Below are 15,707 nucleotides of genomic sequence, written 5' to 3'. Positions count from 1 at the left end.
AAATTTGCAATTTAATGGAAAGTTGAGTTTTTGCTGCTTTTCTAAGACAAAATTAATATTATTCTTTGCAATTAGAAATGTATTGTAGAAGATAATTTAAAGTTAATTACATCAAAAAATTTTTGAAAATACTCGGTAGAATAGTGATAGCAATTTTGCTGTTGTTTCTCATTTTAATTTTAGTGTTTTCAATTCCTTCGGTACAAACTTCTGTAGCTGAAAAAATTACCACGCGACTTAACAAAGATTATAATGTTGATATTAATGTAAAAAATGTAAGCATTTCCTATAACGGAAAAATTGTGTTAGATGAAGTTTACATTGCAGATCACCATCAAGATACGTTAATTTCAGCCGAAAATTTAAAAACTTCAATTATGAATATTCCCGGTTTACTATCGGGAACACGCTTAGATTTTAGTAACGTAACCGCCGATAAATTAAAAGTTCGCGTACATCGTTATAAAGGTGAAGAGCAAGATAACCTCTCCATTTTTGGCGATAAATTTGATGATGGAACAACTTCTCAAAACAAGTTTGTGCTTACCATCGACCATATTATTGCTACCGATAGTGAGTTTAGTTATGTTGATGAAAATAACGAATTCTCGAACATCATCGGACTCAAAAACTTAAACATCGACGCTTCTAATCTACTGGTCGAAGGGAAAGATTTTTCGATTGATGTAGAAAGTTTAAACGCGATAGAGCAAAAAGGTTTAAAAATTGAAAATCTGCAAACCAATTTTTCGTATACCACTCAACAAATGGCGCTGGAAGATTTGCGTCTGGAAACCTCAAATTCAACTTTAAAAGGCGATTTAATTTTTTCTTATGAAAGCCCAGAATCAATGTCAGATTTTGAAAATCAGGTTCAATTAAGCGGAAATATTGAAGAAGCCACTATTTCAGCAAAAGATTTAAATTATTATTACGATGAATTCGGTGAAAACGAAAATCTTAATTTTAATACTTCAATTGCCGGAACGCTCAATAACTTATCGCTAAATGAACTCTCGCTTCGTGGAATGGATAGAACTGTGATTGATGGCGATTTAAATTTAAAGAACCTCTTTAATTCTAATTCTTCAGAAAATAATGGATTTGTAGTAAGCGGAAATTTTAAAGAATTATCTAGCAATTATTACGATCTCACCAATTTATTACCCAATGTTTTAGGAGAAAATCTGCCCACTGAATTAAAAGAAATCGGCAGTATTTCACTCAACGGTTATTTAGAAGCAACACCAACGCGTGTGGTTACAAAGTCTACTACTAAAACTCAATTAGGAAACGCTAATTTAGATATTGTTTTAGGCGATTTAAACGATCCTGATTTTGCAACTTACGAAGGAAATATAACCTTAGAGCAATTTAATTTAGGAAGATTATTTGGCATTCCATCGTTAGGAAAAGCAACTTTTAATATAAACGTAGACGGAAGCGGTTTTACTGAAAAAACTTTAAATACGCAATTAGACGGAACAATAGAACGCTTCCGATTTAATGGATACACTTACAAAAATACAAGTGTTTTGGGTGTGTTCGACAATCGAATTTTTAATGGAAAATTAGAAATTAACGACCCGAATTTAAAATTCGTTTTTAATGGTGTTGCCGATGCTTCTAAAAAAGAAAATATATATGATTTTGAAGCCCAAATTGAATATGCCGATTTATACGCGCTAAATTTTATTGAACGCGATTCTACCGCAATTTTTAAAGGCGATTTAAAAATGAACATGCGCGGAACTAATCTCGATAACGCCAAAGGAAGTATTTATTTAGAAAACGCTTCGTATAAAAATCAGAAAAGTACTTACACTTTCGAAGAACTTACGGTAACTTCCACCTTTACCGGAAATGAGCGTAAAATCACCGTAAATTCGCCGGATATTATTGATGGTGAAATTGTTGGGGAATTTAACCTGAAAGATATTCCTTCACTTTTTAAAAATGCAATCGGAAGTTTATACGCTAATTATAAACCCATTCCTATAGAATCGTATCAATATCTAGATTTTAATTTCAACATTTATAACAAAATTGTAGAAGTAGTTTTACCTCAAGTTCAACTCGCTCCAGATACGTTTATAAAAGGAAGTGTAGAATCGCAAGAATCAGATTTTAAACTCACTTTTCGCTCTCCTAAAATCACCGCTTTCGAAAATGTTTTAAGTAATGTAAACCTTCAAGTAGATAATGATAACCCGTTATTTAACACCTATTTAGAAATTGACAGTGTGAATACCGGTGTTTATAATTTTTCAAAATTTAATTTGATAAATGTTACCTTAAACGATACGCTTTTTATGCGATCAGAATTAGTAGGCGGCGCTTCGAATAACGATGAATTTAACCTGAGTTTTTACCATACGATAAATGAAGAAAACAAATCGGTTTTCGGAATTAGAAAATCTGACATAAAGTTTAAAGAGAGCAAATGGTATTTAAACGAACAAAATAAAAACGACAGCAAAATTGTTTTCGATAATGATTTGCGTGATTTTAAATTAGATACACTTATTTTAAGCCATAAAGATGAAGCAATTCGCTTTAGTGGAGAAATGCGAGACAGTACGTATAAAAATTTCAATTTAGATTTTCTGAAAGTAGATTTAGCTAAAATTACGCCTTCTATTGACAGTTTAAATTTAGAAGGAACCGTAAACGGAAAACTCAATTTCCTGCAAGAAAAAGGCGTCTATAGACCAACTTCTTCCTTAAAAATTGAAGATATCGCTATAAATGATGTGGCTTACGGCGATTTAAATTTAAATATTAAAGGAAATGAATCGCTCACTAAATATAAAGTAAAAGCTTTATTAGGGAATAAAATCTATGATTTTCTAGAAGCAAACGGAGAAATTGACTTTAATGATTCCGGTTCCACAATTGATCTCGATGTTAGTTTAGAAAATTTTAAACTCGATGCGTTCAGTGCATTAGGAGCCGAAGTAATTACAAATATTCGCGGTAAAGCTTCGGGCAAAGCAAAAGTCCGCGGAAATTACCAAAACCCCGAAATTTCAGGTCAATTAAAACTAGAAAACGCGGGTCTTAAAGTACCATATCTAAATGTTGATTTAGATTTTGAAAATAACGCGATTGTAGATCTTACTAAACAGAAATTTGTTTTTAATGAAATTGATATTGTAGATACCAAATACAAAACCGAAGGAATTTTAAACGGAACAATTTCCCATAATAATTTTTCAGAATGGCGCTTAGATTTAAATCTCGAAGCACCAGATCGATTACTGGTTTTAGATACCAAAGCCGAAGAAAACTCATTGTATTACGGAACTGCATTTATTAGCGGTGACGCAGAAATTACCGGACCTACCGATGAATTGGTAATTAACGTAAACGCAACTACAGAAGAAGGAACTATTTTTAAAATTCCGTTAAGCGATACCGAAACCATTGGTGATAATTCTTTTATTTATTTTATAACTCCAGAGGAAAAGAAAGCTTTACAAGCCGGGAAGAAAATTAAAATCAAGGAAGTAAAAGGGCTCGAATTATTTTTCGAATTAGACGTGACCAGCGATGCTGAAGTAGAAGTGGTAGTCGATCAAAATAGTGGAAGTACGCTACGCGGAAGTGGAGCGGGAACTTTGTTAATTGAAATAAACACCAACGGAAAATTCAATATGTGGGGAGATTTCGTGGTTTATGAAGGAATTTACAACTTTAAATATGCAGGTTTGGTTCAAAAAGAATTTGAAGTAATTTCTGGAGGAAACATCACTTGGGATGGAAGCCCAACACGCGCAAATTTAAACGTTAGCGCACTTTATAGAACTGAAGCTAATCCCGCTATTTTACTGGAAAACCCAACAATTAATAGAAATATTCCGGTAGAAGTTTATATAGATTTAACAGGCGAATTAACCTCGACCGACTTAGAGTTTGATATTGAATATCCAAACTTAAGTTCTGTGGTAAAATCAGAATTAGAATACCGAATATCCGATCGTCAAAATACAGAATTACAAGCGTTATCATTAATTACCCAAGGAAGTTTTTACAGCCAATATACAGTTGGGCAAAACGCGGGAAGTTTACTTTTTGAAAGAGCTTCAGGATTATTCGATGATATTTTTTCAGATGAAGACGGAAAATTTAAAGTCGGCATAAATTACGTGCAAGGCGATCGAACGCCCGATCAAGATACCGCCGATAGATTTGGTGTCACGCTTTCAACGCAAATAAGCAATAGAATTCTTATAAACGGTCGAGTAGGGGTTCCTATGGGAGGTGTTACAGAATCGGTTGTGGTAGGAAATGTGGAAGTAGAATTATTGCTGAATAAAGAAGGAACCTTGCGTGCGAAACTTTTTAACCGTGAAAATAACATTCAGTATATAGGGGAAGAATTGGGTTACACGCAAGGTGTTGGTTTATCCTATTCAGTAGATTTTGATACGTTTAGAGAATTGATTCGAAAAATTTTAAATCAAGAAATGAAAGTAGAAGACGTTCCGAAAAAGGTTGAAGAATCAGATGAAAAATCATTAGCTCCAGATTATATCACTTTTCCGGGAAAATAATATTTTTATACATTTGAAATATGCAACAAGATTTCTGTGAAAAATATAAAGTTTATACGTGGAAAAACGGGATGTATCTTCATTGGATCCTTAATCCGGGTTTAGTTATTAATGAATTAATTTTAGGGCAACGCGTTCCCAAAATTACTTTACAAGACAAAACTTCAGATTTACCAAGATTTGAACGAAATTTTATTCCGTGTCCACATTGTGAGAAAATTCACGATAGCAGAACGTGGTCACCTCAATTAGGAACCGGGTTTAAAAACTGGTTTGGTTTATATTGTCCTAATTGTGGTGAGGTAATTCCTTGCTTATTGAATATTTTTTCTTTTATACTCCTTGCTATAACTTTTCCGATTTGGGGCTGGTTTAAGAAAAACTTAAAAAGTGCTTGGTTAAAAAAGCAACCGCAACGATTTGAAAATTCAGATTTCAAAACTATTAAAAATCCTTTTAGAAATAAAGGCTGGATTAAGTTAGGCTTAGGTTGGGGATCATTTATGTTTATTTTCATGACTTTTATATTTCCTTTAATTTCCGGCTCTAAAATAACAATGCTAAGTGTTATTGTCGCAATTCCTATTTGGATTATCGCAGGACTTCTATTTGGTTATGCGATGAAAAAAATTCTGAATAAAAAGTTGAGCAAAAGTTCATAGCTAGCCTCATTTTCTATCTGTAAATTTTCTATATTTAGCATCTAATCCAGTTGTTATTATGAGAAAAAATACTTTTTCATCAGTTCTTGCTATACTATTTATTCTTTTTTCTTCAATTTCACTTTTTGCTCAAACTGTTTCAGGTAGGGTAATCGACAAAAAAACAAATGAAACTATTCCTTTTGTAAATGTTCAAATAGGGGAGAATTACGGTGTAATTACCAACCAAGAAGGAAAATTCAGTATTAATGTTAGCCAATTTGCAGAAACCGATTCGTTAACCTTTTCAATGGTGGGTTATCAGAAAAAAAGTATTGCTTTAAAAGATTACCAAGAAGAAAAAGTTTTATTACAAGAAGCCGTTGATGAGCTTGATGAAGTTTTGTTGATGGATAGAAAACTTACTGCGGAAGAAGTTATGCAACGCGTGAATGAAAACATTAAAGAAAACTACAATAATTCATCCATGAAGTTCAGTATTTTTCATCGTGCGAAAAATAGTACAACACCGGGAAGATTAAAATTCGATATAAAAAAGGCAGATTTTATTCCGAAGAAAACCTTACGCGAGTTTAATGAAAATATGGAAAAGTTTGCCGCAAAAGCAAAAGGTACTACCACAAGTTTTTTTGATGCAGACTTAACGGAAGTTGCCATAAACGAAAAAGATTCGCTAAAAATAGCTGTTAAAAAAGCCACTACGCTCGTAAACGAAAAAAAGAATAACTCGATGAGTTCGCTCTTAGGTGATGTGGTAGAGCAAATAGGAAAAAAAATAAAAAGTTCGAACACTTTTAAAGTAAGAACAGGAATTATTCCAATTGGTGATTCTGTAGATCTTTCAAGCAGTTTTATGAATGCAGAAAAAGACAGTATTGATTCTCTCTCAACAAATTCGTTGCGTTATAAATACGATAATCTTCTAGCAAACGATATTTTCCATAATGCTGACGAAGGAGTTCAACTCGCCATTGGCGGAACCGGAAATGGCGGCGGTCCCATTTTTAATTATATTACTGAAATTGATGATTATGAATATACTATCGATAATGTTTCTACCTATAACGGCGAATTTATTTATGTAATTTCTTTTAAACCCGATAGCGGCTTTTTTGGCGGCGGCGGAAAATACATCGGTAAAATTTATGTTTCAACCGAAACTTTTGCCGTAGTAAAAGCCGATTATCAATTAGATGAAGGGGAACACGGCAAAAAATTTAATTGGAAACTTTTATTGGGAATTAAATTTGTAGAACGAGAAAAAGGAGGAACGGTAATATTTCAGAAAAACGAGAACGAAAAATATTCTCCTAAATACATTCGAACTACTGGAAAAATGTACGCTTATGCAGATCGGTCATTTGTTTTCAAAGAAAATGATGATAACAAAGACGACAGAATTAAGTTGAAATTTAAATTCACTATGGAATTTGATAACGCTTATACAAATGAATATTTAGTTATTGATTCTAAAACAATTACTACAAGTGAATTTGCGTCATTTAAAGAAAATTTAGGCATTCCTGTTGAAAAAACATCAACTTATAACCCTGAAACTTGGAAAGATTATAACATCATCGCACCAACTGAAGATATCGAAGAATACGAATATTAAATAATTTTCTTCCAGTTTTTAAGCAATAAAACCCAGCAAATTAAACTGGTTAAAAACGCGATTCCGGCAAACAGAAAATCGTTATAAATTACATAACCGGTACCAAATAAAATACTGTAAACAGCAATTGTACCTAAGAAAAAAGCAGCGATTTTAAATTTAAAATTATTGAATCTTCCTTCTTTATCGAAAACTTGGTTTTCAAAAGAACGAATTTTTTCTGCGGAAGTAGGCCGGGTTAAAAAACTCACGCTTACCCAAGCCAGGGTAGTTATACAAACCCCAAAAACCAATTGCCAATGCGAAGCGATTTCAATAAAAGGATTTTCCATTTTATCATTTATAAAAAAGAATACCGCAACTAAAAATGAAACACCCATCGCCGTAATTTCACTAAACGGATTAATTCTATACCAAAACCAACGTAAAATAAATAACAAACCGGTTCCCGCCCCAATTTGAAGTAATAAATTAAAGGCTTCTTGCGCTTCTTCTAAAAATAAAGAAAGTAAACCCGCCAAAATCATCATCACGAAAGTTGAAATTCTTCCGACTAAAACCTTTTCTTTTTCTGAAGATTTTGGTTTTACAAATCGCGCGTAAAAATCATTTACCACATAACTGCTTCCCCAATTTAAATGTGTAGAAATTGTACTCATAAAAGCCGCGATAAGCGAAGTAATTACAATTCCTAATAATCCGGCAGGAAGAAAAGCCAACATTGCCGAATACGAAAGATCATCTTTAATAAAGGTCGCGCTTAAATCTGGAAATGCTTTTTGTAAACTCGCTAAATCAGGATAAATTATAACCGAAGCTAAACCAATAAGAATCCACGGCCAAGGACGTAAAGCGTAATGTGCGATATTAAAAAACAAGGTGGCTAAAATAGCATGTTTTTCATTTTTTGCGGCCAACATTCGTTGGGCAATATAACCGCCTCCGCCAGGTTCAGACCCGGGATACCAAACGCTCCACCATTGTACCGCAAGCGGAATTATTAACAACGGAATAAATATTTCAGGTTTGGTAAAATCAGGAAAAAATTGAGTTTTTTCAGCAATAGCAGGATTTGCTAACAATTTTTCAACGCCGCCAATTTCAGGAAGATCTAAAATGTAAACCGTCGCCCAAACGCTTCCGACCATCGCGATAATAAATTGAATAAAATCAGTAATTAAAACCCCTTGTAAACCCCCAAGCATCGAATAAATTACCGTTACCAATGAGGCGATTACAAGCGTTTGAACTTCAGAAAAACCGAACATTACGTGACCGATTTTTATGGCTGCCAAACAAACACCCGCCATAATCACAATGTTGAAAAATACCCCTAAGTATATTGCTCGGAAACCTCGCAAAATCGCGGCGCTTTTTCCGCTATAGCGAAGCTCATAAAATTCTAAATCTGTGGTAATGTTACTTTTTCGCCATAATTTTGCGTAAAAGAAAACTGTGAGCATTCCAGTGAGTAAAAAACTCCACCAAATCCAATTTCCGTAAACTCCATTTTTTCTTACAATTCCGGCGACTAACCCTGGTGTATCTGCTGCAAACGTAGTTGCAACCATAGAAACGCCTAAAAGCCACCACGGCATATTTCTATTCGAAAGGAAAAAGCTATTAACGTCTTTTCCACTTTTTCTGGCTATTACAACTCCAATAAGTAAACTTATGGCAAAAAAGGAAATAATAAGAATCCAATCTATACGAGCTAATTCCATGGAGTTGAATGAATTTATTTTACAGCAATAGCGCTAATCTCAACATTTACAAATTTTGGTAAGTTAGCCACTTCTACAGTTTCTCTTGCAGGAGCGGTTTCTTCATTAAAATAAGTAGCGTAAATTTTATTTATTTTAGCGAAATTATTCATATCACTAATAAAAATAGAGGTCTTTACTACATTTTCTAAAGTCATTTCAGCTTCAGCTAAAATCGCTTTTAAATTTTCCATAACCAAACGCGTTTCCTTTTCTAAAGAATCGGTTACCAATTCATTTGTTTTTGGATCAATTGCAATTTGCCCAGAAGTGTATAGAAAACCATTCACTAAAATTGCTTGATTATAAGGCCCAATTGGAGCCGGAGCGTTTTGGGTAGTAATTATTTTTTTCATAGTTATAAGTTTATAAGCTTCGGTCGCGTTCTCTGTTTTTATCGTATTTTATGTCGCTTAATACGCTTGCTTTAATTCCGATGAAGAAATACCACGAAGCCCGATTTCCGAAGGGAGTCCAGTTAAAAGTCATTCGCCAGCTTTCTAAATCACGGGCAAATCGTAATTGAGTATAGGTAAAACCTTTATTTTTTAAATCGTAGCCTGAAGAAGCACCGACAGACCAACGTGGTGAAAGTTCTACATTTCCTGAAAACATGATGGAATGAGAAGAAATTTCACTATTTCGGGTTGCGTTATCATAAGTCATCGTGTAAGACAGACGTAAATCCCACGGAATTTTATAATTATAGCGTTCGGTATCGTTTTCTACAATTTCTTCTTCCTCTTCTTCTTCGTATTCGTCGTAAAATTGGCCATCTTGGTCCATTGATTTTCCGAATAAATCATCAGGTCTTCCACCATTTCTAAACGTTTCATTTTCTAATTCATCGGGGTTTTTCTCACCTCCGGTAAAATCTGAACTTGAAAAAGAATAGCCAAAACTAACATTCGCACGCGTTAACCTGAATAAACTTCCGCCATTATTAATGTTGAGTTTATCAATTCGTTGATTTTTATTATTTAGCGCATACGGGTCGAGCGCACCATTAAAATTAATATCGAATTTATCTTGAACTACCGGAAGCGTTCCGCGAATAGTCACCGGTGTTAGTTTTAACGAATCGGCAGCAAGATCATAAGAGGTTGAAAATTGCAAGTTTTTCAGCAGACTTATTTTTCTCGGTTCTTCCGCTAACGAATCTTTGGCTTCTATTTTTGCTTCAAAATCATTTGTGACCGAAAGTCCGACAGAACTGGAATACCTTCTACTAGGAGCTCCAAAAAGTGTATTTTCAAAACGAGAGTATTTAACTGTTTTTTCATCTAATCCTGAGGTTGCGGGAATTAAATATGAATCGTAAAATTGGTCGAATTTCGGATTAATATTATAACTCAACGAAGGTCGAATTACATGGCGAATCGCTTTTATTTTACTATCGGGATTAAATTTGAATAATCCGTAAATTGTAGTACCAATACTCGAATTGAAATTATAAGTTCGGTAAGCATCGAAACCATTTACCGTGTCGATTACTTCTTCTTGCCGTTGCGCATCGTACGATTTTTCATAGGTTTTAAAAACCCAATTTTCTTGCAAATTCGTTCCGGCACTTACACTAAAATAATTGAGTACTTTAAAGTTTGTATTTATAGGAATGGTATGTTGCACACCGGAAATCATATTTTCAAACATTTCAGGTTTAAAAAATAAAGAATCGGTGGTTCTAAATCTGTTTTCACCTCTAATGTTGTATTGAAGGTTGATGTTTTCAATAATTCCTTTTTTAGTTCCTGAACCGGAAGCAAACGGATAAATTCTAGAAACGCTACCTTGTAAAGTAGGCAAGGTCATATTAATTTCTTGTGTTCGTGTATTTTGATTATGCGTAGCATTTAAACTAACGTTTACCTGCGGATCACCTTCAAAAGTTTTAGAATAACTTACGGAAGAATTCATACTATTGTTCAAGAAATTCCCCGTATTGGTTTGGTTAATGGTTTGTTGGTAATAGGTACTACTTCCTAAGTTAACCGAAGCTTGAAAACGGGAAGAAGGATTCGCTTTTTGATCTTGCGTATGCGTCCACCGGAGGTTATAAATAGATTGTTCAGAAAAATTTGGAAAACCACGTTCTTCATTTAGTAATTTCTCATATCGAAAACTTGCATTTCCGCGATACTGATAACGATTAGCGTAATTCGATTCGAACCGCAAACCGTAACTTCCATTGGTGTAATAATCGCCTAAAACCGTTAAATCTACAAAATCGCTAAGCGCAAAATAATAGCCTCCATTTTGTAAGAAATAACCACGATTTTGGTTATCTCCAAACGATGGAATGATAAAACCTGAAGCGCGTTCATCAGTTAACGGAAAATAACCAAATGGTAAACCAAGTGGCGTGGGTACATCTGCAATCCATAAATTTACCAAGCCTGTTACAATTTTTTTATCGGGTACCATTTTTATTTTTCTAGCGAAAAAATAATAATCAGGATTTTCGATATCTGGAGCGGTCGTGAATTTTACATTTTTCATGTAATAGACCGAATCGTTTTCGCGCTTGGTCACTTCACCTTTTACTTTGAATTCTCCTTGTTCGGTTCTAGAATTATAAACCAGCGCTTTTTCAGTATCGAAATTAAAACGAATGCTATCAGGTTCAACGGTATTTTGCAATTGTGTAAAAACCGGACGTTGCGTGTACGCGTCAGCAGAATCTTTTATTCCGAAGGCGTAAACTTCATTTTTAGTGTTATCGAGAATAATTATTCCGGCTTTAATAGTCATATCGCCGTAAACAATTTCAGCTTCATTATATAAATATACACGATTGTTTTTTCGGTCGAAACGAATATAATCTTTCGCGGAATAGTTAACATCGCTTGATAAAAAACTTTGTTTTGGCTTAACCGAATCTAGTTGCATGCTATCTGTTTCGCGGAGATTATCTTTTTCAGTAAGCTGAATAGAGTCGATAGGTTGTGGTTCGTTTTCTTCTACAGCCGGAATTCTTGGTCGCGTAATGGTGTCAATTTCTTGAGCATGAGCGCTATTACCAAAAAATATTACTAATAATATAAAAAGTATGTAAGGTAAGTTTGTCCGCAATGCTTATAGTACTATTTTTGTAATGTTTGGCTTGCTTTTTGAATGCCCAAAATTACATATATTTTTGAAAGCTCGCCTGAGAAATTTACAAAATAAAATCTATAGTGATCAACAAGCTTAATCTATCGTCTTTTATGAAAACGAATATATTTCAAATTTTCGTATTAATTATCTGTTTTACTCAATTCAATTTTACGGGTTTTGCAGCAGAAAAACCCAATAGAGAATTTGTTGTGGTACTCGACGCAGGGCACGGTGGAAAAGATCCCGGAAAGTCTACAAATGGCTATTTAGAAAAAGATATTGCCCTAAGTATTATTTTAAAAGTAGGTAAACAACTGGAAAATATGGAAGGGATAAAAGTTATCTATACAAGAAAAACAGATGTTTTTATTCCACTTCATAAACGAGCAGATATTGCAAATAATGAAAATGCAGATTTATTTGTTTCTGTTCATTGCAATGCTGCAAGTTCTTCACAAGCCTATGGTAGTGAAACTTTTGTGTTAGGGCTACATAGAAGTAAAGATAATTTAGAAATAGCAATGAAAGAGAACTCCGTAATTTATTTAGAGGAAGATTATGAAGTTAAATATAATGGTTTTGACCCTAAAGATCCTTCATCATATATAGGAATGACGTTAATGCAAGAAGAGTTTTTAGACCAAAGTATTTTATTGGCAGATTTTGTACAAAAACAATTTACGAATGTTTTAAAACGAAGAGATAGAGGTGTAAAGCAAGCAGGTTTTTTAGTATTACGAGAAACCTATATGCCAAGTGTATTGATAGAGACAGGATTCTTAACTAATAATTCCGAAGGAAAATATTTGAATTCCCAAAGTGGCCAGGATAAAATGGCTGAAGCTATTTTAGAAGGCATAATAAATTATAAAAAAAGTTTAAATCTGAATGCATTTGAAAATATATCATCAGAACCAACTTCTAAAAAAACGGAAGTTTATGAGAATATTATCTTTAAAGTTCAAATTGCTGCTGGCTCTACAGCATTAGAAACCGCGCCCTATAATTTTAAAGGACTAGAAAATGTAGAGCGCGAAAAAGAAGGGAAGTTGTATAAATATTACTATGGAAATACCTCCGATTATCTTTTAATTCAAGAAAAACAAAATAAAGCGAAAACTGCCGGCTATAAAGGAAGTTATATTGTCGCTTTTAGAAATGGAAAGAAGATCAGCGTTAATGAGGCGTTAAAAACTAAAGCTAAATAGTTCAACTTTTCTATATTTAATCCTTAAATTTGTCATTAACTAAATTCTATTCATTTGAAACTAACCAGAGAAGTTAAAACTGCTTTACTCGTAATTGTCGCAATTATTTTATTGGTGTTCGGGTACAGTTTTCTTAAAGGGAATAACCTGCTTGAGTCTAACAGAACCTTTTATGCCGTTTACGATAATGTTGAAGGCTTAGCAAAATCATCGAAAGTAACCATTAACGGGTTACAAGTAGGTACTGTAACCGATATTAAATTTTTAAATGAAAAAGGAAAATTATTAGTCAGTATGACGGTACAAAATGATTTTGCTTTTTCAGAAAATAGCATAGCTCAAGTTTACGGCGGTGGAATTATCGGCGGAAAATCTATGGCGATTATTCCTAAGTATGGCGGAGAACTCGCTAAAAGCGGCGATACTTTACAAGGCGAAATAGATGAAGGTTTACTAGAATTGGTAAATAATCGGTTAACGCCGCTTCAGAAAAAACTAGAAAACACAGTAACCAGTGCAGATTCGTTACTTACCGGCTTTAATCAAGTTTTAGATAAAGATACGCGAGAAAATTTAAAAGGTTCCATTAAACAATTAAATGAAACGATGACTTCTTTTAAAGGAGTCGCCGCTTCAATGGATAATCTTTTAGCCGAAAATAGTAATAAATTAGACCGAACGTTTACAAATCTTGATAAAACCTCTCAAAATTTCAGTAAATTTTCAGATACATTGGCGCAAGTCAATATGAATAAACTTGTAAAAGATTTTGAACATGTAATTGCAGATTTTCAGCAAATTTCCACTGATTTAAATAATGGGAAAGGAACGGCAGGAAAACTGTTAAATGATGAAAGTGTATATAATAATTTAGATAACGCAACCCGACAATTAGAAGAATTGTTACAAGACATAAAGTTAAATCCAAAACGCTATGTACATTTTTCAGTTTTCGGAAAAAACAACACCAAATATAAAAAGCCAAAAGATTCATTAAAGTAAGAAAACCCTATGCAGTTTATTTCCCAACTTATTTTCGTTATCGCCTTTGTTTTTGGAATAGGATTTTTTATTAGAAACGTTCGTAAACTAATAAGAAATATAAAATTAGGAAAAGACATCGACAGAACCGATAACCCAAAAGAGCGCTTCGGAAATATGGCGAGAGTGGCCTTAGGTCAATCTAAAATGGTTAGAAGACCAATCGCAGGCATCATGCATATTTTCGTCTATGTTGGTTTTGTTATTATAAATATTGAAGTTTTAGAAATTATTATCGATGGTATTTTCGGAACACATCGAATTTTTTCATTTTTAGGTACTTTTTACGATGTCTTAATCGCTTCTTTTGAAGTATTGGCTTTACTTGTATTAATTGGCGTAATTGTATTTTGGTTAAGAAGAAATGTTCAAAAAATAAGACGTTTTTGGGCAAATGAAATGAAAGGTTGGCCAAAAGATGATGCCAATTATATCCTTTATTTTGAAATGGTTTTAATGGCCCTTTTTTTAATTATGAATGCTACCGATTACCAACTTCAACTTAATGGCGCCGAACATTATGCAAACCAAGCAGGTATTATGGGTTCATTTCCCATAAGCCAATATTTACTACCTTTATTTGATGGGTTCAGCAATGCTACACTAATTATTGTTGAACGTGCGGCCTGGTGGCTTCATATTCTAGGAATATTATTTTTCTTAAACTATCTCTACTATTCTAAACATTTACACATTTTACTTGCCTTTCCTAATACGTATTATGCGAATTTAAAACCAAAAGGTAAATTCGATAATTTAGAATCGGTTACCCAAGAAGTAAAATTAATGATGGATCCGTCAGCAGATCCTTTTGCAGCGCCCGATCCTGAAGAAGAGGAACAAGTACCAGAAAAATTTGGTGCAAGTGATGCAACCGATTTAAATTGGGTTCAGCTTTTAAACGCCTATACATGTACCGAATGCGGAAGATGTACTTCTGAATGTCCTGCAAACCAAACCGGTAAAAAATTATCTCCACGAAAAATAATGATGGATACGCGCGATAGAGTAGAAGAAATCGGCGCTAACATTAGTAAAAACGGAGAGTTTAAAGAAGATGGTAAACAACTTCTTGATGATTATATTACTAAAGAAGAATTATGGGCGTGTACCACGTGTAACGCTTGTGTAGAAGCTTGTCCTATTGGTATCGATCCATTATCTATAATTATGGATATGCGACGTTACTTAGTTATGGAACAAAGTGCCGCGCCAAACGAACTAAATATTGCGATGAGCAATATTGAAAATAATGGAGCACCTTGGCCTTACAATCAAATGGATAGGTTAAATTGGGCAAAAGAAGATTAATTTAAATGGAAAAAAGGGCTTGTAAACTTAATTTAACAAAGAAGAAATCGAAAGATGGCTCTCACGTTAGTCCTATACTTTCCGCTGAAATAAAAAATTTTTTAATTGATATTGATGGTACAATAACCGATGATATTCCTAATGAAGAACCCGAACGAATGGAAACCTGCGAACCTTATCTGGATGCTTTGCAAACCGTAAACAAATGGTATGAAGAAGGTCACCAAATTTGTTTTTTTACTTCAAGAACAGAAGAACATCGGGACGTAACCGAAAATTGGTTAGAAAAGCATAACTTTAAGTACCACACCTTATTAATGGGAAAACCCAGAGGTGGAAATTATCATTGGATAGATAATCATATGGTAAAAGCAACCCGCTATAAAGGGAAATTTACCGATTTAATTGAAAAAGAATATAAAATACAAGTCTTTAAAGACGAATAAAGCATAAAA

10 protein-coding genes are annotated in these 15,707 nt (G+C 33.7%); 7 read left to right on the top strand and 3 right to left on the bottom strand.

The features are described 5' to 3' along the window. The first annotated feature begins 122 nt into the window (after nt 1-122). From ACFFGL_RS00435 to ACFFGL_RS00425, 3 genes are read left to right on the top strand one after another with little or no spacing between them, the layout of a single operon-like run. On the top strand, nt 123-4,556 hold the full coding sequence (locus tag ACFFGL_RS00435) for a translocation/assembly module TamB domain-containing protein (protein ID WP_309729251.1): 4,434 nt from the start codon (nt 123-125) through the stop codon (nt 4,554-4,556). A gap of 20 nt (nt 4,557-4,576) precedes the next feature. Beyond that, nucleotides 4,577-5,218 (top strand): hypothetical protein, encoded by a 642-nt coding sequence (locus ACFFGL_RS00430; RefSeq protein WP_309729249.1) that lies wholly within the window; start codon nt 4,577-4,579, stop codon nt 5,216-5,218. Nucleotides 5,219-5,276: 58 nt separating this feature from the next. Continuing rightward, entirely contained in the window at nt 5,277-6,833 is a 1,557-nt protein-coding gene (locus tag ACFFGL_RS00425) for a carboxypeptidase-like regulatory domain-containing protein (RefSeq protein ID WP_309729247.1), read from the top strand. Here the strand turns inward: ACFFGL_RS00425 and ACFFGL_RS00420 are convergent. From ACFFGL_RS00420 to ACFFGL_RS00410, 3 genes are read right to left on the bottom strand one after another with little or no spacing between them, the layout of a single operon-like run. Then, nucleotides 6,830-8,557, bottom strand: a complete 1,728-nt coding sequence (locus ACFFGL_RS00420; RefSeq protein WP_309729246.1) for a sodium:solute symporter family protein — start codon at nt 8,555-8,557, stop codon at nt 6,830-6,832. The genes ACFFGL_RS00425 and ACFFGL_RS00420 overlap by 4 nt on opposite strands. Before the next feature lie 14 nt (nt 8,558-8,571). Then, nucleotides 8,572-8,952 carry a RidA family protein gene (locus ACFFGL_RS00415; RefSeq protein ID WP_309729244.1) on the bottom strand — a complete coding sequence of 127 codons (381 nt, stop codon included), beginning with the start codon at nt 8,950-8,952 and terminating at the stop codon, nt 8,572-8,574. A gap of 10 nt (nt 8,953-8,962) precedes the next feature. Beyond that, nucleotides 8,963-11,668, bottom strand: coding sequence for a putative LPS assembly protein LptD (locus ACFFGL_RS00410; protein ID WP_309729242.1), 2,706 nt, complete (start codon nt 11,666-11,668; stop codon nt 8,963-8,965). A 134-nt stretch (nt 11,669-11,802) separates the two neighbouring features. Here ACFFGL_RS00410 and ACFFGL_RS00405 point away from each other — a divergent pair, with 134 nt between their 5' ends. Genes ACFFGL_RS00405 through ACFFGL_RS00390 form a run of 4 tightly spaced genes read left to right on the top strand, consistent with a single transcriptional unit; the run spans nt 11,803 to nt 15,698 of the window. Then, nucleotides 11,803-12,900, top strand: coding sequence for an N-acetylmuramoyl-L-alanine amidase family protein (locus tag ACFFGL_RS00405; RefSeq protein ID WP_309729240.1), 1,098 nt, complete (start codon nt 11,803-11,805; stop codon nt 12,898-12,900). A 54-nt stretch (nt 12,901-12,954) separates the two neighbouring features. Then, nucleotides 12,955-13,902 carry an MlaD family protein gene (locus ACFFGL_RS00400; protein ID WP_309729238.1) on the top strand — a complete coding sequence of 316 codons (948 nt, stop codon included), beginning with the start codon at nt 12,955-12,957 and terminating at the stop codon, nt 13,900-13,902. 9 nt (nt 13,903-13,911) lie between these two features. Continuing rightward, the gene (locus tag ACFFGL_RS00395; protein WP_309729236.1) at nt 13,912-15,252 is read left to right on the top strand and encodes a (Fe-S)-binding protein; all 1,341 of its coding nucleotides are present in this window, start codon (nt 13,912-13,914) and stop codon (nt 15,250-15,252) included. Nucleotides 15,253-15,257: 5 nt separating this feature from the next. Beyond that, on the top strand, nt 15,258-15,698 hold the full coding sequence (locus ACFFGL_RS00390) for an LNS2 domain-containing protein (protein WP_309729234.1): 441 nt from the start codon (nt 15,258-15,260) through the stop codon (nt 15,696-15,698). Nucleotides 15,699-15,707: the final 9 nt, after the last annotated feature.

Origin of the sequence: Mesonia maritima (genome assembly GCF_042433895.1) — a bacterium.
In the GTDB taxonomy this organism is placed as follows: domain Bacteria; phylum Bacteroidota; class Bacteroidia; order Flavobacteriales; family Flavobacteriaceae; genus Mesonia; species Mesonia maritima.
This window is presented reverse-complemented; position numbering and strand designations above follow the sequence as displayed.

Excerpts from the sequence above, each read along its gene's own strand:
- ACFFGL_RS00420 (WP_309729246.1), bottom strand. The coding sequence starts at position 8,557 with ATGGAATTAGCTCGTATAGATTGGATTCTTATTATTTCCTTTTTTGCC.
- ACFFGL_RS00390 (WP_309729234.1), top strand. The coding sequence starts at position 15,258 with ATGGAAAAAAGGGCTTGTAAACTTAATTTAACAAAGAAGAAATCGAAA.
- ACFFGL_RS00425 (WP_309729247.1), top strand. The coding sequence starts at position 5,277 with ATGAGAAAAAATACTTTTTCATCAGTTCTTGCTATACTATTTATTCTT.
- ACFFGL_RS00405 (WP_309729240.1), top strand. The coding sequence starts at position 11,803 with ATGAAAACGAATATATTTCAAATTTTCGTATTAATTATCTGTTTTACT.
- ACFFGL_RS00395 (WP_309729236.1), top strand. The coding sequence starts at position 13,912 with ATGCAGTTTATTTCCCAACTTATTTTCGTTATCGCCTTTGTTTTTGGA.
- ACFFGL_RS00415 (WP_309729244.1), bottom strand. The coding sequence starts at position 8,952 with ATGAAAAAAATAATTACTACCCAAAACGCTCCGGCTCCAATTGGGCCT.
- ACFFGL_RS00430 (WP_309729249.1), top strand. The coding sequence starts at position 4,577 with ATGCAACAAGATTTCTGTGAAAAATATAAAGTTTATACGTGGAAAAAC.